Genomic DNA, 19,767 nt, shown 5'->3' on the forward strand with positions numbered 1-19,767 from the left:
AGGGTTGTGGGATGTACTCAAAAATCATGACTCACCGCACTAACTGTGGGAGCTGGCTTGCCAGCGAAGGGGCCCGCCGCCACACCGCCTATTTTAAGGAATGAACCATGCTCCAACTGATCCTCGGCGGCGCCCGCTCCGGTAAAAGTCGCCTGGCTGAAAAACTCGCCGCCGACAGTGGTCTGGCGGTGACCTACATCGCCACCAGCCAACCCCTGGACGGCGAAATGAATGAACGGGTCGCCCATCACCGTGCTCGTCGCCCAAGCGAGTGGGCGTTGATCGAAGAGCCGCTGGAACTTGCCCGAGTGCTGCGGGAATCCGCCAACGCCGATCGATGCCTGCTGGTGGATTGCCTGACCTTGTGGCTGACCAATCTGCTGATGCTCGAAGATCCAGAGCGCCTGACGGCCCAGCGCGATGCCCTGCTGGACTGCCTGGCCTCGTTGCCGGGTGAAATCATTTTTGTCAGCAACGAGACCGGAATGGGTGTCGTTCCGCTGGGCGAATTGACTCGCCGTTATGTCGATGAAGCCGGTTGGCTGCATCAAGCTCTGGCCGAGCGTTGTCAGCGTGTTGTCCTGACCGTCGCCGGCCTGCCCCTGACTTTGAAAGGAACTGCGTTATGACCCAATCCTGGTGGCTGAACCCGTGCAAACCGATCGACGCGCAAGCGGTCGAGCAGGCGCAAGCCCGACAACGGCAACTGACCAAGCCGGCCGGTTCCCTCGGCCAACTTGAATCGGTCGCGGTGCAACTGGCGGGGTTGCAGGGCCAGGTCAAGCCGAACCTGGATCAGCTGTGGATCTCGATTTTTGCCGGTGACCATGGAGTTGTGGCCGAAGGCGTATCGGCGTTTCCCCAGGAAGTCACCGGGCAGATGCTGCACAACTTTGTCAGCGGCGGTGCAGCGATCAGCGTGTTGGCGCGGCAGTTGGGCGCTTCTCTGGAAGTGGTCGATCTGGGCACGGTTACACCGTCGTTGAAACTGCCGGGCGTGCGCCATCTGAATATCGGCGCGGGCACGGCGAATTTTGTGCAAGGTCCGGCAATGTCTCAGGCGCAGGGTGAGCTTGCCCTGCAGGCCGGTCGTGACAGTGTGCTGCGCGCGCGCGCGGCGGGCGCGCAACTGTTCATCGGTGGCGAGATGGGCATTGGCAACACCACGGCGGCCAGTGCTTTGGCCTGTGCCCTGACGCAGTGCCCGGTGGGGCATCTGACCGGGCCGGGCACTGGATTGAATGCGGCAGGCGTCAGCCATAAGGCTCAGGTGATCGAGCGTGCGTTGGCCTTGCACGCAGCTCAGCGAAGCGATGCATTGCAGACGCTGTTCAATCTCGGCGGTTTTGAAATTGCGGCACTGGTTGGCGCGTATCTGGCCTGTGCCCAGGAAGGCGTCGCGGTGTTGGTCGATGGCTTTATTTGCAGCGTCGCCGCGTTGGTGGCAGTGCGTTTGAATCCGCAGAGTCGTCAGTGGCTATTGTTTGGTCATCGTGGTGCCGAGCCGGGTCATCGCCATGTTTTGGAAGCCTTGGGCGCGGAACCCTTGCTTGATCTCGGTTTGCGTCTGGGTGAGGGCAGCGGCGCGGCGCTGGCGGTGCCGTTGCTGCGGCTGGCCTGCGACCTGCACGGGCAGATGGCGACGTTCGCTGAAGCGGCGGTGGCGGATCGTCCGGTATGACGTTGCGACTGGATCTGCTGCGCCATGGCGAAACCGAGCTCGGTGGCGGTTTGCGTGGCAGCCTGGATGATGCGCTGACCGAAAAAGGTTGGCGGCAGATGCGCGAGGCGGTGCTAGCGCAAGGGCCTTGGGATCGTCTGGTCAGTTCGCCGTTGCAGCGCTGTGCACGGTTCGCTGAAGAGCTAGCTGCGCAACTGGGTTTGCCGGTCGAGTTGGATAAGGACCTGCAAGAACTGCACTTCGGCGCCTGGGAGGGGCAGAGTGCTGCTGCGCTAATGGAAACAGATGCCGAGGCCTTGGGATCGTTTTGGGCTGATCCTTATTCGTTCACACCACCGCAAGGCGAGCCGGTCGTGGAGTTTTCAACGCGGGTGTTGGCGGCGGTGGCGCGTTTGCATGTCGCGTACGCAGGCGAGCGCGTGCTGCTGATCAGCCATGGCGGCGTCATGCGCTTGTTGCTGGCGCAGGCGCGAGGCTTGCCGCGAGAGCAGTTGCTCAACGTTGAAGTCGGTCATGGTGCGTTATTCTCGCTGTCCGTCGAGTCCGACGGCCTGTTAAGGGAATCGACCTGACCATGCTGCCTTTCTGGATCGCCCTGCAATTCCTCAGCAGCCTGCCGATTCGTCTGCCGGGTATGCCCGCACCGCAGGAGATGGGGCGGTCGTTGCTGTTTTATCCGCTGGTGGGTGTGTTGTTCGGCGGGATTTTGTGGGCGATGGACTGGTTGTTGCTCGGCACGCCGTTGTTGCTGCATGCGGCGCTGCTGCTGACGGTTTGGGTCTTGCTCAGCGGCGCGTTGCATCTGGACGGTTTGGCCGATAGCGCCGATGCGTGGCTTGGCGGTTTCGGTGACCGCGAGCGCACGCTGACCATCATGAAAGATCCGCGAAGTGGACCGATCGCGGTCGTCACGCTGGTGTTGGTCTTGTTGCTGAAGTTTGCCGCGTTGCTGGCATTGATCGAACAACAGCAGGCTGTTGCGCTGATCATCGTTCCGTTAATCGGCCGTAGTGCATTACTGGGATTGTTCCTGACCACGCCGTATGTGCGAGCCGGTGGATTGGGGCAGGCACTGGCCGATCACTTGCCGCGTTTGGCCGGCAAGCAGGTGCTGGCGGTCAGTGCGCTGGCTTGCGTGCTGATCGCCGGTGTTGGCGGCGTGTTGGCATTGGTGTTGGCGGGGCTGGGGTTTGTCTGGTTGCGGCAGGTGATGTTGCGGCGGTTGGGCGGGACGACCGGTGATACGGCGGGGGCGCTACTGGAGTTGCTGGAGGTCGCTGCGCTGGTGGGGTTGGCGATTTTCTGAACTTGCCACATCATGTCGCTTGATTTCACATAACCGCGGGTATATACACGCACCATGCTTGATTCCCAATGTTTATGCATCAACCTGCGTCGCGCCGCCCGTGGCGTCAGCAGGCATTACGACGGCGCTCTCGACGGCTTCGGGATCAACGTTGCGCAGTATTCTTTGCTGTGCAACTTGCAGCGCCTGGATCAGCCGAGCATTTCCACCCTGGCCGAGGCCATGGGGCTGGACCGCAGCACCCTGGGGCGCAATTTGCGCGTGCTGGAGGGCGAAGGTCTGGTGATGCTGGTTGAGGGTGAGGACATGCGCAACCGCATCGTCCGGCTGACCGAGGCCGGTGCCGAGCGCCTGGCAGCAGCCTTGCCGGCCTGGGAAGCAGCGCAACAGCGCTTGGTTGATCGCCTGGGTGCCGAGAAGCGGGAAATGTTATTGAAATTGCTGGACGAACTGGCTTGATGCCGGTTTGTTCGATCTTAAGCGGGTATATACCCGCTACCGGAGAATAAGAATGTCATCGATGTGGCGTACGTGCGGCTGGGTTTTGTTGGGAAGCGCGCTGATCCTTGCGTTGTCTCTGGGAGTGCGACACGGCTTCGGCCTGTTTCTGTCGCCGATGAGTGCCGAGTTTGGCTGGGGACGAGGGGTGTTTGCCTTCGCCATTGCGCTGCAGAACCTGATCTGGGGCCTGGCACAACCATTCACTGGCGCGCTGGCTGACCGTTTCGGCGCAGCGAAAGTGGTGCTGATCGGTGGCGCTCTATACGCCTTGGGCCTGGTGTTCATGGGCATGTCCGACTCGGCAATGACGCTGTCACTGAGCGCCGGCCTGTTGATCGGTCTGGGTCTGTCCGGAACTTCGTTCTCGGTGATTCTCGGTGTGGTGGGTCGCGCCGTACCGCCGGAGAAACGCAGCATGGGCATGGGCATTGCCAGCGCGGCCGGTTCGTTCGGCCAGTTCGCCATGTTGCCAGGCACGCTCGGGTTGATCGGCTGGCTCGGTTGGTCCGCGGCATTGCTGGTGTTGGGCTGTCTGGTGGCGTTGATCGTGCCGCTGGTGAGCATGCTCAAGGACAAGCCGCTGCCGGTGCTCGGTCATGAGCAAACTCTTTCTGAGGCACTGCGCGAGGCGTGTTCCCATTCTGGCTTTTGGCTGTTGGCGTTCGGCTTTTTTGTCTGTGGTTTTCAGGTGGTTTTCATCGGTGTGCATTTGCCTGCTTACCTGGTGGATCAACATCTGCCCGCAACAGTCGGTACCACGGTGCTGGCGCTGATCGGTCTGTTCAACATCTTCGGGACTTACACCGCCGGCTGGCTCGGTGGGCGCATGTCCAAACCACGTTTGCTCACGGGTCTTTATCTGCTGCGGGCCGTGGTGATTGCGCTGTTCCTGTGGGCACCCGTGACGACGACTACCGCGTATCTGTTCGGCATGGCGATGGGCTTTCTGTGGCTGTCCACGGTGCCTTTGACCAACGGCACGGTGGCAACCTTGTTCGGCGTACGAAATCTCTCCATGCTCGGCGGGATTGTTTTCCTGTTTCACCAGCTCGGATCGTTCCTCGGCGGCTGGTTGGGCGGGGTGGTGTACGACCGAACCGGGAGCTATGACTTGATCTGGCAGGTAGCAATTTTGTTGAGCCTGATGGCCGCCGCGCTGAACTGGCCCGTGCGTGAAGCGCCGGTAGCACGTCTGCAATCGCAAATGAGCGCGATATGAACGGTATCTGGCCACGACTCGGTTTTTTTGCAGTCTGTGCCCTGCTGCTGGCGATGGCGTGGTGGGGCTGGCATCAGGGCGGCCTGGCCTTGATGCAGTTGGGCATGGGTGCTTGCTAGCGAGGCGTGTGGGCGAGTAACTTCGATCTGACGATGACTCAAGGAAATACCGACATGCTGAAGCGCTGGTTTGCAGTTCCCGCGTTACTGGTCGCGTTTATCGGGCTGGCTCAAGCGGCAGAGTGCCCGGACCTGCTGCAAGGCTCGTTGCCCAAGCTGCGTGCCAAGGAATCCATCGACCTGTGCCAGCGCTTCGCCGGTAAACCGTTGGTGGTGGTCAATACCGCCAGTTTCTGTGGCTTCGCCCCGCAATTCAAAAGCCTTGAGGCGCTGAATCAGCGTTTCAAGGATCAGGGGCTTGAGGTGATCGGTGTGCCGTCCAATGATTTCAAACAGGAGTCCAGGGACGGTGCCGAGACCGCCAAGGTCTGTTACGTGAACTACGGCGTGACGTTCACCATGACTGAGCCGCAGAACGTTCGTGGTGAAGATGCAACGCATCTGTTCAAGGTACTCGCCAAGCAGACCAGCGCGCCTAAGTGGAATTTCTACAAGTACGTTGTCGATCGTCAGGGCAAGGTGATCGCAAATTTCTCCAGCCTGACCAAGCCCGATGACCCCGACTTTATCGCGGCAGTGGAGAAAGCCCTGGCTTCGCCGCCACTGGCATCCGCGCCCTGATCGACGCGCACTAAAAAGCCCCGCCTCTGTACCAGAGAGCGGGGCTTTTTTAATTCCGTGTCGAGCGGTTCAGGCTCGCCGCGAATTATCAGAAGCGGTAGGTTGCACCGACACCGAAACCGTTCGCGCTGTTTTCGTACTTGGCGTTATAGGACTGACCCAAGCCATTAGTGCGGTTGACAGTGACATCTTCTTCCTTGAGGTAGGAGTAAGCCACATCAATGGTCCAGTCGTCGGTTGGGCTGAAGCCTGCACCGATACTGAAGATCGTCCGGTCGCCGGTAGGAATGCGTGGCGAACGATCAGTGTTGTTGGTAGGCGACTGGTCAAAGGTGAGACCGGTACGCAGCACCCACTGCTTGTTCAACTGGTAGGAAGTACCCACGGCGTAGGCCCAGGTGTCATGCCAGTTCTGTTCTTCCTTGATGGTACCAACGATTTGTGGGGCGAGTGCGCCACCGTTGGCTGCGGTTACGCCTTCGTTGTTGACCGTGATGTCTTTCAGGCGGCTCCAGCGAGTCCAGGAAGCACCGGCATAGAGCTTCCAGGCATCGTTCAAATCTTGAGTCACGGAAAGATCATAGGACTCAGGTGTTTCGATCTTCAGCGAGGCATCGTAACGGTTGGATTTGAGTACCTGAGCTGGCACGCCAGCGCTGGTAGTCACATCGGTGTGGCCGTCGAGCTTGTAGTTCACTTTCGAGTGATAGGTCAGGCCTACGCGAGTGGTGTCGGTGGCTTGCACCAGGACACCGGCGTTAAAGCCTAAGGCCGTATCGTCGCCCTTGATTTTCACATTGTTGTCGCCAGCCGTCCTGGGGATAGCAATATCCGATTCCAGGGTGCCGGAAATCCGGTTGAAGGTGGGGCCAAAACCGATCGACACTTTATCGTTGAAAGCGTAGCTGACGGTTGGCTGCAGAGTGACGACTTTGACTTCGCTCTTGCTGCCGAAAGCGCGGCCCTGAAAGCCGTTTTCGTAGTTGGTGACCAGCCCGAACGGAGCGTAGACACCAACACCAACAGCCCACTCATCGCTGAGTTTATTTGTATAAAAACCCATTGGTACTGAAGTGAACGGAACCATGTCGCCTTTGTTGGTTCCTCTTGAGTTGCCGCTGGTATCGCTGATATCGGTCGAGGCGTCGATCGCCGCGATACCACCAGTGATTTGCTGGCCTTTTAGGCGGGCCATACCGGCAGGGTTGCCATAAACTGTGCTTGCGTCATCGGCAGATGAAGATCGCCCGGCAAAACCTGTACCCATCCCGCTGATGCTTTGTTCGTTGAGGGCAAAGCCACTTGCGAAGATTTGGGTGGATGCCATGGCAACGGCGAGGCTAATGGTGGTTTTGAGCATTACTTTTTTCATTATTAGAACTCCTGGTGATCACCGGGGCGAAAATTACCAACATTTTCGTTCCAGCGCCATAGGCTGTATCGCTTGATTTAGAGCGGTTTTGTAGGACAATCCGACCAGATTCGCGACTTGTTGTGCGATCTTTGGATCCAGAGGAGTCAGCAGGCGAGTTGATTCAGCGGTGAAACACAAGTTTGCCAAGCGTAGGTGAAGTCTCTGAGGCGTCCTTGGGGCTGGAATGTCTGGCGCCAGATTCGGGCCATTCCCAACAGATCGTCTGCTTCGGGGAGCGGGGTGTTTTGTTCTTCGATCAGCAGCCAGGCGATGGCCGTGGCGTAACGCAGATTGACGGTCAATTCGAGGTGCGGTCCGCTGAGGAAAGCATGCTGGCTGGCCAGGCCACGGACCAGGCTTGCGCGTTCGGGGTCGAGCGCCAGGTAATCGTCCCAGAGTGCCTGATGGCGGGGCTCAGCGATCCGGTAGAGACCATGGCCACGGCGGTCGTGCAGGGCGGAACCAAGGGCAGACTGGCTGGCAGCGATGCCAACCAGCAGGGATTCGGCGGTAGCGCTATGGCGTCCAAGGTAAATCAATGTCGGGCGGATCACATAGCGGCGTAGTTCGCTGGCAGCGATACCCATAAAACCCTCGAAACAGGAAATGGTCGGCGATGCCTGAAGGGCCTTGGCAGCGGTGGATCGACTCAGGCTCGCCGGAAGCGGAACAAGCCGCTTGAGTTGAAGTGTAGTGTCATATTCGCGACGTAAAGGCCTGTTTTTAAAATATTTCCGGCTTCGAGTTATAACCGTTATATCGGTTAGTGCTTAGTTGGGTTGTAGCCTGGTGAAATGTCGGGCAACAAAAAGCCCCGCTTTTTGAGCGGGGCTTTTGGTGTTTCAGCGTTGCTGGCGTTTCAGGCAACCAGTGCCTGACGAGTACGATCGATCACGGCCTGCAGCGGTTCGGCGCTGGAGTATTGATCGGGATACAGGCGTTCGCTGTGACGAGCGATGCCGTGTTCGTTGACCAGAGTGAAGCTGAAACAGCCTTTGCGAGCAGCCATGATCAGGCAGTTCATTGGTGCAAAAGCGTTGGTTAGGGTGCGAATGGCATCCTGAGTATGGATTTGAGTAGACATAGTCATTGGGTGTTCCTACAAGCGACACGGATAAGAGCCGTGCAAAATTAAAACGTTCCAGTGACGACGACCACCATTGGTCGAACGAAGAACCCGACTGGAACAAAGCAGCCAGTTTGAAGCGCTGATAAGTTGGCGCGCTTGGGCTGGCAGGTAGGTACTTAGGAGGGCAGGCAACACATCGAGGGCAAAGGTTCTGGGCCCGGGGTGAAGATCCTGATCAATTTGCAGGTTGGTTCGGTCAGAGTAAGTGAGCCTGGCAACACCCTTTGCTTACGTTTCAAAGGTTGTGTTGGCGCAAGATTTACCTGGAAACCATCGAGGTGGTCGATCCCGCTTTTTCGGTTGAGGCTTCTTGTGGGAAGGCTGTCCGGGGGGATTTGTTCGACCAGAATTGACTTTCAGCTTGGTACTAACGCCGCAGATACTAACGGATTGAATTGGCGAAGGGAAGTGTGTTAGCGAAAAATGTTGCCGCAGTGACGGTCACTGCCATCTCAATGGGCCTTGATGGGGGCCTATTGATCAGCAGAAACGCCCTCAATTCGCTCAGAATCCGACCGGTGGTCGTGGCAATCCAACCAGTGGGAACAGCCTGGATCAAGGGTTTGTCACAGATTATCCCCAGGGATGACGAGAAAATGCGCCGAAAAAGCGCAGCCATATAACCGCCACGAAGGTACTTGTGCACAATAGTTGCGCAGTCTGTCACGCGACTGTCATCCACCCTTCAACCGCAGTGGGTGCCTGTAACCAAAATTTAAGTCAATGAAAAACATCGCTTTTTTTAACTGGTGAAAAAATCGTCAGTTTGACTGCAGGCCCCATTCCACAGGGCTTTGCGAGAGTTCAAGGGCGGTTGTCCACTGAGTTATCCACAGCTTCTGTGGATTGTCCCGAGCGCTTGCTCTAGGACGGGCGTGCTGCGTTTTTTTCGACTTTACCTGTAAGAAAAAAAGAGTAGAGTGGCGCGCCTTCCGATCTGCCCCACAGTGCTTTATGAAGTTTCGTACACCTTCAGATTCTCCTGCTTCCAAACCTCCCATCGTTGCCCCACCCAAGCGTTTTTCGATGCGTGTGGCCGAGTGGTTGCTGGACAGCCCGCGCCTCGGCGAAAACCCGAACGTCAAACACATCGCTGGACGACTGCTCAAGCAGCCGGCCCGTGAAGGCGTCGTGGCCGCGCAAAGCCGCCTCGGTCAGTTGATGTGCCGCGAATGCGGCAACGCCCGGGACCGCCGGATTGGCCACGACCTTTTGCGTCAGGCCGCGCGCGCAGGGGATCTGCGCGCGCAACAGGAACTGGGCCTGATCGAAGACTGAGCTGTCCAAGACCTGACGCCTTGGTTAACCTTCAAGCTTTATTTCAAAGACAGGAGTGGCTATGGCTATGGACTTGACCAGCGCATTGCTTGGGCTGGCAGGCGCTGGGCTGCCGTTACTGGTATTGGCCTGGCAACTGCAACGTCGGGCGAGCAACGCGCAGGCTGAAGTTGGCCTGCTGGAGCAGCGCCTGGCTACGGAGCATCTGGCTCAAGATGGTTTGACTGCCCAGCTCGAAGCCAGTCGCGATGAAATCGCCGATCTGGGTCAGGCCAACGCCGCCAAGCAAGCCGATCTGGCCGCTCTGCGCCGTGAAGTCGAACTGCTGCAAATCGAACGTGACGATGCTCGCGATGCCTCCCACGCCTGGAACATCGAACGCGCCGGCAAAGAGGCCGAATTGCGCCGCCTGGACGCACAGGCCGCTTCACTCAATGCTGAGTTACGTGAGCAGCAGGACAGCCATCAGCAGCGCCTCAACGACCTGCAAGGCTCGCGAGATGAGCTGCGTGCGCAATTCGCCGAACTGGCAGGGAAGATCTTCGATGAGCGTGAGCAGCGATTTGCCGAAACCAGCCAGCAGCGCCTCGGCCAGTTGCTCGACCCGTTGAAGGAGCGCATCCAGTCTTTTGAAAAGCGCGTCGAGGAAAGTTATCAGGCTGAAGCCCGGGAACGCTTTTCGCTGGCCAAGGAGCTGGAGCGTCTGCAACAACTCAATCTGCGCTTGAGCGATGAAGCGACCAACCTGACCCGCGCCTTGAAAGGGCAGAAAACCCAAGGTAACTGGGGTGAACTGATTCTGGAGCGGGTGCTTGAGCATGCCGGGTTGGAGAAGGGCCGCGAGTACCAGACCCAGGTCAACCTCAAAGGTCCGGATGGCGAGCGTTTCCAGCCGGACGTGATCATCTATCTGCCAGGCGACAAGCAGGTGGTGGTCGACTCTAAAGTCAGCCTTACGGCCTATCAGCAGTACGTTGCAGCCGAAGACGAAGGCATCGGCCAGATCGCCATCAAGCAGCATGTGCTGTCCCTGCGCAATCACGTGAAAGGGCTGGCCGGTAAGGATTACAAGCGCCTCGACGGCTTGCACAGCCTGGATTTTGTTCTGTTGTTCGTGCCGATCGAAGCGGCGTTTTCCGCGGCGTTGCAGGCTGAGCCGACGCTGTTCCAGGAGGCGTTCGACCGCAACATTGTGATTGTGAGCCCGACGACCCTGCTGGCAACCCTGCGCGTCATCGACAGCCTGTGGAAGCAAGAGCGCCAGAGCCAGAACGCCCGGGAAATCGCCGAACGCGCCGGGTGGCTGTACGACAAGTTCGTATTGTTTATTCAGGATCTGGACGAAGTCGGCAATCGCTTGCAGCAACTGGACAAAGCCTACAGCTCGGCGCGCAACAAGCTGACAGAAGGCCGCGGCAACCTGGTCAGCCGCAGTGAGCAGCTCAAGTTGCTGGGGGCGAGAGCGAGCAAAAGTTTGCCGTCGGATTTGCTGGAGCGGGCGATGACGGATGTCGATGGGTTAGTTGAGTTGCCTGAGTAATCGATCAGAAGATCAAAAGATCAAAAGATCGCAGCCTGCGGCAGCTCCTACATGGAATTGCGTTCTCCGCTGCGATCTTTTCGCTGGCACCACGTTACAACGGCAAATACCGACTCAACAACGCCCGCAACGCTGCCGGTTTCACCGGTTTGGCCAAATAATCCAGCCCCGCCGCGTGCACCTGCGCCATCGTCTCCGGACGCCCGTCGGCGCTGATCACCACCCCCGGCACGGGCTCACCCAGACGGGTTCGCAGCCAGGCCATCAACTCGGTTCCCGTTTCGCCATGGTCCAGGTGGTAGTCCACCAGCGCCAATTGTGGACGTACGCCGTCGGCGAGCAATGCCATGCATTCATCGCGGTTGCGCGCGGTCCAGACCTGACAACCCCAGCGCGTCAGCAAGCTGTTCATGCCGATCAGGATGCTGTCCTCGTTGTCGATGCACAGAACCTGCGCACCGCTGAGCAGTTTGCCATTGAGTTCGGCAACCTTGGCCGGCAGCGAAGTTTGTGCACGGGCCAGCGGCACGCTGACGCTAAACACGCTGCCGCGTCCTGGCCAGGAACGGACGCGCAAGGAATGCCCGAGCACGCGGCACAACCCGTCGGCAATCGCGAGGCCCAGACCGAGGCCTTTTTCGGCGCGTGTCTGATGGCTGTCGAGACGTTTGAATTCCTCGAAAATCACCTGCTGCTTATCTTCTGGAATGCCCGGACCACGGTCCCAGACTTCCAGGGACAGCTCGCCTTTATGTCGACGGACTCCCAGCAGGACTGGGCCTTTGGCGTATCGGAAGGCATTGGTCAGGAAGTTTTGCAGAATCCGGCGCAACAGTTTGATGTCGCTGTCGATGCGCAGCGTGCTGCCCCTGACGCGGAAGTCCAATCCCTGTTCCCGCGCCAGTGCCTTGAATTCAGCGCCGAGGGTGTCGAACAATTCATTAAGCGCAAACGGCTTGGGATCCGGATTGATCTTGCCGTTTTCCAGTCGAGAGATATCCAGCAAATCGCTGATCAGGTCTTCGGCTGAACGTAGCGAGCTGTCCAGGTGCTGCACCAGTTTCTGCGCCTCGCCGGACAAGCCGTCGTCCTGATGGTTAAGGGCGGCAGAGAACAGTCGTGCAGCGTTCAGAGGTTGCATCAAGTCATGGCTGACGGCTGCCAGAAAGCGGGTTTTTGATTGGTTAGCCGCCTCAGCGGTGCCCTTGGCTTCGGTCAGGGCAACGTTGAGCTGTGACAGTTCGTGGGTACGTTCGGTAACCCGTTGTTCCAGTCCTTCGTTAGCTTCGGTCAGCGCTTGCTCGGCTTCGCGGAACGCAGTGATGTCGGTGAAACTCATGACGAAGCCGCCGCCCGGCATCGGGTTGCCGATTAGCTCGATCACCCGACCGTTGGGGAACAAACGCTCGGATGTATGTGCGCGGCCCTGACGCATCCAGTGCAAGCGGCGGGCGACGTGCACTTCGGCTTCGCCGGGGCCGCACAGGCCGCGTTCGGCGTTGTGACGTATGATGTCGGCAATCGGTCGGCCGACGCTGATCAAGCCATCCGGGTAGTTGAACAGCTCCAGGTAGCGTCGGTTCCAAGCCACCAGTTTCAGCGACTGGTCGACCACACTGATGCCCTGGGTAATGTTCTCGATCGCCCCTTGCAATAACGCACGGTTGAATTGCAGGACCTCCGAGGCTTCGTCGGCGATGCGCACGACGTCTTCCAGTTGCATCTCCCGACCTTCGATGGCGGCTTTTACCACTGCGCGCGTCGACGAGGCGCCCAGCACACCGGCGAGCAAGCGCTCGGTGTGAGCGATCCATTCTCCGTCGGCGTTCTGGTTCGGGTTGAAACCCTTGCCCTGACGGTAAGCAAATCGGATGAAGCTCTGGCGCGCGCGCTCCTCACCGACGAAACGTGCCGCCAGTTGCAGCAAGTCGTCGATCTGTACCGCCAGCATCGAGCGGGCGCTGGGTCGGGCACTGATTTCCTGACCGATGAAGCGGCCGGCCTGCCAGTGTTCCGAGACCCGCGTACGTGACAAAACCGACACCCAGGCGAACAGCGTGAAGTTACCGGCAAGGGACAGCACCACACCTTGGGTCAGCGGGGTAATAGGCAGGTGCAGCGGGTTGCCGTGCAGCCAGGCCAGGCCCGGGAAGCTGTTCAGCGACCACCCCAGGCTGTGGGCGGCAATCGGCAGAATCAGGGTGTAGAACCACAAGAATGTCCCGGCGGCGAGACCGGCGAATACGCCGCGGCGATTCGCCTGTTTCCAGTACAGCGCACCGAGCATGGCGGGTGCCAGTTGTGTCACGGCGGCGAAGGCAATTTGGCCGATGGTGGCCAGGCTGGCGGTCGAGCCCAGCAGCCGATAGCTGACGTAGGCCAGCAGCAGAATGACCACGATGGTCACGCGGCGCACCGAGAGCATCCACTGGCGGAATACTTCGAACGGGCGCTCGGCGTTGTTACGACGCAGCAACCATGGCAGCAACATGTCGTTGGAAACCATGGTCGACAGCGCCACACTGGCCACAATCACCATGCCAGTCGCCGCCGAGGCGCCGCCAATAAAGGCCAGCAACGCGAGGGCCGGGTGTGCCTGGGCCAGCGGCAGGCTGATGACAAAGGAATCGGGCAGGACTGAACTGGGCAGCAGCATCTGTCCCGCCAGCGCGATGGGGACGACGAACAGGGCCGCCAACGCGAGGTAGGCCGGGAATACCCATTTAGCCAGACGTAGATCCTGGGGGTCGATGTTCTCCACAACAGTCACGTGAAACTGTCGCGGCAGGCAGATGATCGCCATCATCGCCACCCCGGTCTGCACCACCATTGACGGCCAGTTGATGGTTTCCTTCCAGTATTCTTCCAAGCGCGGGGCGAGCATGGCCTGGTCGAACAGGTCGTCGAAACCGTCGTACAGGCCGTAGGTCACGTACGCACCGACCGCCAGAAACGCAAACAGCTTCACCAGCGCCTCGAAGGCAATGGCCAGCACCATGCCGCGGTGGTGTTCCGTGGCATCGAGGTTGCGAGTACCGAAGACGATGGTGAACAACGCGAGCACCAGCGACACAATCAGCGCGGTGTCCTGCGCGCGAACGCCCATGGCATCGGCGCCGGCACCGATCAGCAGGTTCACGCCGAGCACGATGCCCTTGAGCTGTAAGGCGATGTAAGGCAGCACGCCGACCAGGCAGATTAATGCGACGACGACGGCCAGCGATTGGGATTTGCCATAACGGGCGGCAATGAAGTCGGCAATCGAGGTGATGTTCTCCTGCTTGCTGATCATCACCATTTTTTGCAGCACCCACGGCGCACCGACCAGCAACAGGATCGGCCCGAGGTAGATCGGCAGGAATGACCAAAGCTGTTCTGCTGCCTGGCCTACGGCACCAAAGAAGGTCCAACTGGTGCAATAAACGGCCAGCGACAGGCTGTACACCCAGGCACGCACCCTCGGCGGTAACGGCGCGCTGCGACGGTCACCGTAAAAGGCGATGGCAAACATGATGGCCATATAGGCCAGGGCGACGGCGGCAATCAGCCCGCTGGACAGCGACATGGGAACTCCAGGCAACCAAAGACACCCGGGTCTCCCGCCCGGACAGACAGTCTCGCACGATGGCAGGGGTTAGTCAGTGTCGACCAAGGTCGTGGCGTGGCGGGGTGTCGCAGGGTGGAGGGCAGCAAGATTTTCGGTGTTGGATCTGTCTGCTTCGCGGGCAAGCCTCGCTCCTACAGATGGCACGAACTGTAGGCGCGAAGCTTGCTCGCGATGGCGTCGTTACTGACTTACCGCAAGCTCGATCAGCTTATGTAGCTCCTCAACCTCCAGCGGCGCCTCGGAAAACAGAATGCGAAACACGATGGGCGCAGCCACCATGTTGATCAATCGATCAACACCAGGCTTCGGCTCGTCCGGGTAACGATTCAGAATCAACTGTAACTGCCCGCCGATAATGGTCGCGCAATAGCTCGGTTTAAGGCTCGACTGCACATCGCGCAGCATGTTGCGGCCGGGCTCGGAGCTCATCTCGTCCAGATACTGTTCCGCCCAGGCCCGCACATCACCCGCCAGGCTGCCAGTATTGGCCGACTCGGTTTCCGGTTGCATGCGGGCGAGGGCAACGTCCGCCAGCAGCGCCGATAAATCACCCCAGCGTCGGTAAATCGTTGAAGGCGTGACGCCCGCGCGCGTGGCGATTTGCGGCACGGTGACGGTGGCGCGGTCCTGTTCTTCGAGCAAATCGTGCACGGCCTTGTGAATCGATTCCTGCACCCGGGCGCTGCGGCCACCGGGACGTAAAGTAGGCGCTGTCATTGCGTCTTTCCTGTCTCTTTCTCGGCCTTGTATGGCTATGCATCCGACCTTAACACAAAGAATTTGCTTTAAGCGCTAAGCAGTAGCACACTCCGCAAAAGCAAAAAATTAGCTTTTGCGGAGTGTGCTCATGTCCAGTTCTCATTCAAACCGAAGCAGCCTGTGGTTCCTGGCGATCACGTTGCTCAGTTTTCTCGCCGCTTCAACAGCGCCGACGCCGTTGTACCACCTGTACCAGGAGCAATTGCAGTTTTCGGCAGCGACGCTGACGCTCATATTCGGCGCATATGCCATCAGCTTGTTGGTGGCTTTGTTGACCGTAGGTTCGCTCTCGGATTTTCTCGGGCGAAAACCGGTGATCTTTGCTGCCGTACTGTTGAACATGCTGGCACTGCTGCTGTTTATAAACGCCAACAGCGTAGCGTGGTTGATCAATGCCCGACTCCTGCAAGGGTTTGCCACTGGCATGGCCACTGCCGTATTGAGTGCTGCACTGCTGGACACCGACCGCCAGCAAGGGCCGCTGGTCAATAGTGTCGCGCCATTGCTGGGGATGGCGGCGGGGGCCATGGGCTGTGGCTTGTTGGCCGAGTTCGCGCCGTTTCCATTGCAGCTGACTTATTGGGTGTTGTTCACGCTGTTTGCGCTGCAGGCGCTGTACGTCTGGCGCCTGCCGGAAAGCGTGAGCCTGCAATCGGGTGCCTGGGCTTCGCTGCGCCCGACCCTGCATGTGCCGACTCAGGCGCGTCGCGCGTTATGGCTGGTGATGCCGCTCAACGTGGCGGTATGGGCACTTGGCGGTTTTTATGCCTCGCTGGCACCTTCTCTGGTGCGCACCGCCACCGGTTCAACCTCGAATCTGATTGGCGGGGCGACGGTCGCTGCGTTGACGGTGACCGGTGCCTTGATGATCTACACCTTGCGCAATCGTCCCGCAAACAAGGTTTTGCCGCTGGGTGCCAGCCTGCTGGCAGTGGGCGTTATGCTGATTCTGACTGGGGTGCACAGCGCGAGTCTCTGGCTATTTTTTGCGGGGACACTGGTAGCCGGCTGCGGTTTTGGTGCTGGTTTCCTCGGTGCTTTGCGCAGCCTTGTGCCACTGGCCTTGCCCCATGAGCGCGCGGGATTGATGTCGGCGTTTTATGTGCTCAGTTACCTGGCGTTCTGTCTGCCGGCATTGCTGGCAGGGAATCTGACGAGAATCTTTGGTCTGTTGGCGACCACCGATGGATACGGCGCTGTGTTGATAGTCCTGGCGGTGGGCGCGTTGTTGGCATTTATGCGTCAGCGGTCAGCGAATGTGTGTAGCGCTGCCAGTTAGCCATAAAATCCTGTCCGATTGAGTATCTATAAAGTAGATAACAGTTAGAGAAATTACCCGTTATATAGATATTCAATCCGGATCTATGATGGGCTCCACCTCACCAGAGGACAGGAGTTCACCATGACATGCCCCAACACCACCAAACCCGGTATCAAACCGTTCAGGTATTTGCAGCACCCGCGTGAAGTCATTCGCCAGTTCACCCCAAACTGGTTTGCCGCCACCATGGGCACTGGTGTGCTCGCATTGGCCTTGGCGCAATTGCCAGTCGCAAGTCCCGTTTTGCGCGGGGTTGCGGAAGCCCTTTGGCTCTTGAATATCTTTCTGTTTCTGCTGTTCACGACACTGTACGCGGCCCGGTGGACGTTATTTTTTGATGAGGCGCGCAGGATTTTCGGTCATTCCACGGTTTCGATGTTTTTCGGCACCATCCCCATGGGGCTCGCAACCATCATCAACGGCTTTTTGCTGTTCGGCCTGCCGCGCTGGGGCGACGGCGTGATTCCGTTAGCCGAAGCTTTATGGTGGCTGGATGTGGCGATGTCGCTGGCATGCGGCGTACTGATCCCCTACATGATGTTCACCCGCCAGGAACACAGCATCGACCAGATGACCGCCGTGTGGCTGTTGCCGGTGGTCGCGGCAGAAGTGGCGGCTGCCAGCGGTGGCTTACTGGCACCGCATCTGGTCGATGCGCACTCGCAACTGGTGGTACTGGTGACCAGTTACGTGCTCTGGGCATTTTCCTTGCCGGTAGCGTTCAGCATTCTGACGATACTGCTGCTGCGCATGGCGCTGCATAAATTACCTCACGAAAACATGGCCGCTTCGAGCTGGCTGGCACTTGGGCCGATCGGGACGGGTGCGCTGGGTATGTTGCTTCTGGGCGCCGACGCCCCGGCAATTTTTGCCGCCAATGGTTTGCCAGGCATCGGTGAGATTGCAGCCGGTCTGGGCCTGGTCGCCGGCATCACGCTCTGGGGTTTTGGTTTGTGGTGGATGCTGATAGCGGTGCTGATCACCGTGCGTTATCTGCGCGCCGGCATTCCGTTCAATCTTGGCTGGTGGGGTTTCACCTTCCCGTTGGGCGTCTATTCTCTGGCAACGTTGAAATTGGCCAACACGCTGCAACTGACGTTTTTCACTGCCTTCGGTTGTGTGCTGGTGACGCTGCTGGCGGTGATGTGGCTGATCGTAGCCAAGCGCACGGTTCAGGGCGCATGGCGGGGTGAGTTGTTTGTCTCACCTTGTATTGCAGGTTTAAAGAAATGACCCGCAATGATTAGATAATGTGTGGCCTGGATCGATATTCGGCATTCCAATAACAGTATCCAGGCCATTCTCTACCCAAAGGGAAACATGGAAGATGAGTCACCCCTCACAGTTCACCTTGCTGCGCACCCGGCGTTTCCTGCCGTTTTTCGTCACGCAGTCCCTCGGGGCGTTCAACGACAACATCTTCAAGCAGTCGTTGATCCTCGCCATTTTGTACAAGCTGACCATCGACGGTGATCGTTCGATCTGGGTCAACCTGTGTGCGCTGCTGTTCATCCTGCCGTTTTTCCTGTTCTCGGCCTTGGCCGGGCAGTTCGGGGAAAAGTTCGCCAAGGACGCGCTGATCCGTCTGATCAAACTCGGGGAAATCGCCATCATGGCGGTCGGCGCGGTCGGTTTCCTGTTCGATCACCTGTCGCTGATGCTGGTGGCGCTGTTCGCGATGGGCACGCACTCGGCGCTGTTCGGGCCGGTGAAATACTCGATCCTGCCCCAAGCCCTGCGTGAAGACGAGTTGGTGGGTGGCAACGGTCTGGTGGAGATGGGCACCTTCCTGGCGATTCTGGCCGGGACCATTGGTGCCGGAATCATGATGTCGTCCAGTCATTACGCACCCATTGTCTCCGCGGCAATTGTCGGCATTGCCGTGCTCGGTTACCTGGCCAGTCGCAGCATTCCACGGGCCGCGGCGGCATCGCCCGAGATGCGCCTCAACTGGAACATTTTCAGCCAGTCCTGGGCCACGTTGAAGTTGGGCCTGGGGCAAACCCCTGCGGTGTCGCGCTCGATTGTCGGCAACTCGTGGTTCTGGTTTGTCGGAGCGATTTATCTGACGCAGATCCCGGCGTATGCCAAGGAATGGATGCACGGCGACGAAACCGTAGTAACGCTGATCCTTACCGTGTTCTCGGTCGGTATCGCGCTGGGTTCGATGCTTTGTGAGAAATTGTCCGGGCGCAAAGTCGAAATCGGCCTGGTGCCGTTCGGCTCTTTCGGTCTGACCGTGTTCGGTTTGTTGCTGTGGTGGCATTCCGGTGGAATTCCGGACAGCGCCCTGGGCCATGGCTGGATCGAGATTCTCGGGTTTGGACACACTTGGCTAGTGTTATCAGACATCCTTGGGCTGGGTATCTTCGGTGGTTTCTATATCGTGCCGCTGTACGCGCTGATCCAGTCACGCACCGCTGAGAACGAGCGGGCTCGAGTCATTGCCGCCAACAACATTCTCAATGCGCTGTTCATGGTGGTCTCGGCGATTGTCTCGATCATCTTGCTGAGCGTGGTCAAGTTGTCGATCCCGCAGTTGTTCCTGGTGGTGTCGCTGCTGAACATTGGCGTCAACGCCTACATTTTCAAAATCGTCCCTGAGTTCACCATGCGTTTCATGATCTGGCTGCTCAGCCATTCCATGTACCGCGTGGCGCATCGCAACCTCGACTTGATCCCGGACGAGGGCGCGGCGTTGCTGGTGTGCAACCACGTGTCGTTCGTCGATGCCTTGTTGATTGGTGGCGCGGTGCGTAGGCCGATTCGCTTTGTGATGTACTACAAAATCTACAACTTGCCGGTGCTGAATTTTATCTTTCGCACAGCGGGGACCATTCCGATTGCAGGGCGTCAGGAAGACATTCAGATTTACGAAAAGGCCTTCACGCGTATTGCCCAATACCTGAAGGACGGTGAGTTGGTGTGCATCTTCCCTGAGGGCAAGTTGACCACCGATGGCGAGATCAACGAATTCAAGGGCGGGCTGAAGCGGATTCTCGAAGAGACGCCGGTGCCAGTGATTCCATTAGCGTTGCAGGGATTGTGGGGGAGTTTCTTCAGCCGCGATCCGGGCAAGGGGTTGTTTCACCGATTGTGGTCGCGGGTGACGTTGGTGGCGGGGCCGGCGGTGGCGGCTGAAGCGGCGGAGCCTGCGAAGTTGCAAGCGATGGTTGGGGAGTTGCGCGGGGCCGTTAGATAGTCGGTGACTGTGCTGGCCCATCGCGGGCAAGCCCGGCCCCCACAGGTTTTTGTGTCGTTTACGTTCATCG

General features: G+C 58.8%; 18 protein-coding genes. 13 read left to right on the forward strand and 5 right to left on the reverse strand.

Going from position 1 to position 19,767, the window contains the following annotated elements:
• Positions 1 to 107: 107 nt before the first annotated feature.
• The 8 genes from cobU to KUF73_RS28650 are packed head-to-tail and all read left to right on the forward strand — an operon-like array spanning position 108 to position 5,447.
• A complete protein-coding gene (gene cobU / locus KUF73_RS28620) occupies positions 108 to 629 on the forward strand; it encodes a bifunctional adenosylcobinamide kinase/adenosylcobinamide-phosphate guanylyltransferase (RefSeq protein WP_218441316.1) in 522 nt (173 codons plus the stop codon).
• The gene (gene cobT / locus KUF73_RS28625; RefSeq protein ID WP_218441317.1) at positions 626 to 1,681 is read left to right on the forward strand and encodes a nicotinate-nucleotide--dimethylbenzimidazole phosphoribosyltransferase; all 1,056 of its coding nucleotides are present in this window, start codon (positions 626 to 628) and stop codon (positions 1,679 to 1,681) included. The genes cobU and cobT overlap by 4 nt, the downstream gene beginning before the upstream one ends.
• Positions 1,678 to 2,253 carry an alpha-ribazole phosphatase family protein gene (cobC, locus tag KUF73_RS28630; RefSeq protein ID WP_218441318.1) on the forward strand — a complete coding sequence of 192 codons (576 nt, stop codon included), beginning with the start codon at positions 1,678 to 1,680 and terminating at the stop codon, positions 2,251 to 2,253. Before cobT ends, cobC begins: the two co-directional genes overlap by 4 nt.
• Before the next feature lie 2 nt (positions 2,254 to 2,255).
• The gene (locus tag KUF73_RS28635; protein WP_218441319.1) at positions 2,256 to 2,987 is read left to right on the forward strand and encodes an adenosylcobinamide-GDP ribazoletransferase; all 732 of its coding nucleotides are present in this window, start codon (positions 2,256 to 2,258) and stop codon (positions 2,985 to 2,987) included.
• A gap of 54 nt (positions 2,988 to 3,041) precedes the next feature.
• A complete protein-coding gene (locus tag KUF73_RS28640; RefSeq protein ID WP_218441320.1) occupies positions 3,042 to 3,446 on the forward strand; it encodes a MarR family winged helix-turn-helix transcriptional regulator in 405 nt (134 codons plus the stop codon).
• A gap of 52 nt (positions 3,447 to 3,498) precedes the next feature.
• Complete coding sequence (locus tag KUF73_RS28645; RefSeq protein ID WP_218441321.1) at positions 3,499 to 4,707, forward strand: MFS transporter; 1,209 nt, start codon at positions 3,499 to 3,501, stop codon at positions 4,705 to 4,707.
• On the forward strand, positions 4,704 to 4,826 hold the full coding sequence (locus KUF73_RS31500) for a hypothetical protein (protein WP_256345711.1): 123 nt from the start codon (positions 4,704 to 4,706) through the stop codon (positions 4,824 to 4,826). Before KUF73_RS28645 ends, KUF73_RS31500 begins: the two co-directional genes overlap by 4 nt.
• Before the next feature lie 54 nt (positions 4,827 to 4,880).
• Complete coding sequence (locus KUF73_RS28650; protein ID WP_218441322.1) at positions 4,881 to 5,447, forward strand: glutathione peroxidase; 567 nt, start codon at positions 4,881 to 4,883, stop codon at positions 5,445 to 5,447.
• Positions 5,448 to 5,535: 88 nt separating this feature from the next.
• Here the strand turns inward: KUF73_RS28650 and KUF73_RS28655 are convergent, their stop codons facing one another.
• The 3 genes from KUF73_RS28655 to KUF73_RS28665 all read right to left on the reverse strand — a co-directional run bounded on the left by KUF73_RS28655 (position 5,536) and on the right by KUF73_RS28665 (position 7,945).
• Positions 5,536 to 6,819: an OmpP1/FadL family transporter gene (locus tag KUF73_RS28655; protein WP_218441323.1), complete on the reverse strand. Its 1,284-nt coding sequence runs from the start codon at positions 6,817 to 6,819 to the stop codon at positions 5,536 to 5,538.
• A gap of 146 nt (positions 6,820 to 6,965) precedes the next feature.
• Positions 6,966 to 7,448 carry a hypothetical protein gene (locus KUF73_RS28660; RefSeq protein WP_218441324.1) on the reverse strand — a complete coding sequence of 161 codons (483 nt, stop codon included), beginning with the start codon at positions 7,446 to 7,448 and terminating at the stop codon, positions 6,966 to 6,968.
• A gap of 272 nt (positions 7,449 to 7,720) precedes the next feature.
• The gene (locus KUF73_RS28665) at positions 7,721 to 7,945 is read right to left on the reverse strand and encodes a hypothetical protein (RefSeq protein WP_003214941.1); all 225 of its coding nucleotides are present in this window, start codon (positions 7,943 to 7,945) and stop codon (positions 7,721 to 7,723) included.
• 999 nt (positions 7,946 to 8,944) lie between these two features.
• On the opposite strand from KUF73_RS28665, the gene KUF73_RS28670 reads away from it, so the two are divergent.
• Together KUF73_RS28670 and rmuC are read left to right on the forward strand one after the other, a co-directional pair.
• The gene (locus tag KUF73_RS28670; protein ID WP_371135571.1) at positions 8,945 to 9,268 is read left to right on the forward strand and encodes a sel1 repeat family protein; all 324 of its coding nucleotides are present in this window, start codon (positions 8,945 to 8,947) and stop codon (positions 9,266 to 9,268) included.
• 175 nt (positions 9,269 to 9,443) lie between these two features.
• Positions 9,444 to 10,808, forward strand: coding sequence for a DNA recombination protein RmuC (rmuC, locus tag KUF73_RS28675; protein ID WP_218441331.1), 1,365 nt, complete (start codon positions 9,444 to 9,446; stop codon positions 10,806 to 10,808).
• A 94-nt stretch (positions 10,809 to 10,902) separates the two neighbouring features.
• On the opposite strand, the gene KUF73_RS28680 is transcribed toward rmuC, so the two are convergent.
• Positions 10,903 to 14,373: a hybrid sensor histidine kinase/response regulator gene (locus KUF73_RS28680; RefSeq protein WP_218441326.1), complete on the reverse strand. Its 3,471-nt coding sequence runs from the start codon at positions 14,371 to 14,373 to the stop codon at positions 10,903 to 10,905.
• Between the two features lie 222 nt (positions 14,374 to 14,595).
• The gene (locus KUF73_RS28685) at positions 14,596 to 15,132 is read right to left on the reverse strand and encodes a TetR/AcrR family transcriptional regulator (protein WP_218441327.1); all 537 of its coding nucleotides are present in this window, start codon (positions 15,130 to 15,132) and stop codon (positions 14,596 to 14,598) included.
• A 130-nt stretch (positions 15,133 to 15,262) separates the two neighbouring features.
• On the opposite strand from KUF73_RS28685, the gene KUF73_RS28690 reads away from it, so the two are divergent.
• The 3 genes from KUF73_RS28690 to KUF73_RS28700 all read left to right on the forward strand — a co-directional run bounded on the left by KUF73_RS28690 (position 15,263) and on the right by KUF73_RS28700 (position 19,697).
• Positions 15,263 to 16,453 (forward strand): MFS transporter, encoded by a 1,191-nt coding sequence (locus tag KUF73_RS28690; protein WP_218441328.1) that lies wholly within the window; start codon positions 15,263 to 15,265, stop codon positions 16,451 to 16,453.
• Between the two features lie 123 nt (positions 16,454 to 16,576).
• Complete coding sequence (locus KUF73_RS28695; protein ID WP_218441329.1) at positions 16,577 to 17,728, forward strand: TDT family transporter; 1,152 nt, start codon at positions 16,577 to 16,579, stop codon at positions 17,726 to 17,728.
• A gap of 94 nt (positions 17,729 to 17,822) precedes the next feature.
• Positions 17,823 to 19,697 (forward strand): MFS transporter, encoded by a 1,875-nt coding sequence (locus tag KUF73_RS28700; RefSeq protein ID WP_218441330.1) that lies wholly within the window; start codon positions 17,823 to 17,825, stop codon positions 19,695 to 19,697.
• Positions 19,698 to 19,767 lie beyond the last annotated feature (70 nt).

Source organism: Pseudomonas sp. PD9R, from assembly GCF_019200975.1.
Taxonomy (GTDB): domain Bacteria; phylum Pseudomonadota; class Gammaproteobacteria; order Pseudomonadales; family Pseudomonadaceae; genus Aquipseudomonas.

Bases quoted from the DNA above. Each gene is read 5' to 3' on its own strand.
- cobU (WP_218441316.1), top strand. From the start codon at position 108: ATGCTCCAACTGATCCTCGGCGGCGCCCGCTCCGGTAAAAGTCGCCTG.
- cobT (WP_218441317.1), top strand. From the start codon at position 626: ATGACCCAATCCTGGTGGCTGAACCCGTGCAAACCGATCGACGCGCAA.
- cobC (WP_218441318.1), top strand. From the start codon at position 1,678: ATGACGTTGCGACTGGATCTGCTGCGCCATGGCGAAACCGAGCTCGGT.
- KUF73_RS28635 (WP_218441319.1), top strand. From the start codon at position 2,256: ATGCTGCCTTTCTGGATCGCCCTGCAATTCCTCAGCAGCCTGCCGATT.
- KUF73_RS28640 (WP_218441320.1), top strand. From the start codon at position 3,042: ATGCTTGATTCCCAATGTTTATGCATCAACCTGCGTCGCGCCGCCCGT.
- KUF73_RS28645 (WP_218441321.1), top strand. From the start codon at position 3,499: ATGTCATCGATGTGGCGTACGTGCGGCTGGGTTTTGTTGGGAAGCGCG.
- KUF73_RS31500 (WP_256345711.1), top strand. From the start codon at position 4,704: ATGAACGGTATCTGGCCACGACTCGGTTTTTTTGCAGTCTGTGCCCTG.
- KUF73_RS28650 (WP_218441322.1), top strand. From the start codon at position 4,881: ATGCTGAAGCGCTGGTTTGCAGTTCCCGCGTTACTGGTCGCGTTTATC.
- KUF73_RS28655 (WP_218441323.1), bottom strand. From the start codon at position 6,819: ATGAAAAAAGTAATGCTCAAAACCACCATTAGCCTCGCCGTTGCCATG.
- KUF73_RS28660 (WP_218441324.1), bottom strand. From the start codon at position 7,448: ATGGGTATCGCTGCCAGCGAACTACGCCGCTATGTGATCCGCCCGACA.
- KUF73_RS28665 (WP_003214941.1), bottom strand. From the start codon at position 7,945: ATGTCTACTCAAATCCATACTCAGGATGCCATTCGCACCCTAACCAAC.
- KUF73_RS28670 (WP_371135571.1), top strand. From the start codon at position 8,945: ATGAAGTTTCGTACACCTTCAGATTCTCCTGCTTCCAAACCTCCCATC.
- KUF73_RS28680 (WP_218441326.1), bottom strand. From the start codon at position 14,373: ATGTCGCTGTCCAGCGGGCTGATTGCCGCCGTCGCCCTGGCCTATATG.
- KUF73_RS28685 (WP_218441327.1), bottom strand. From the start codon at position 15,132: ATGACAGCGCCTACTTTACGTCCCGGTGGCCGCAGCGCCCGGGTGCAG.
- KUF73_RS28690 (WP_218441328.1), top strand. From the start codon at position 15,263: ATGTCCAGTTCTCATTCAAACCGAAGCAGCCTGTGGTTCCTGGCGATC.
- KUF73_RS28695 (WP_218441329.1), top strand. From the start codon at position 16,577: ATGACATGCCCCAACACCACCAAACCCGGTATCAAACCGTTCAGGTAT.
- KUF73_RS28700 (WP_218441330.1), top strand. From the start codon at position 17,823: ATGAGTCACCCCTCACAGTTCACCTTGCTGCGCACCCGGCGTTTCCTG.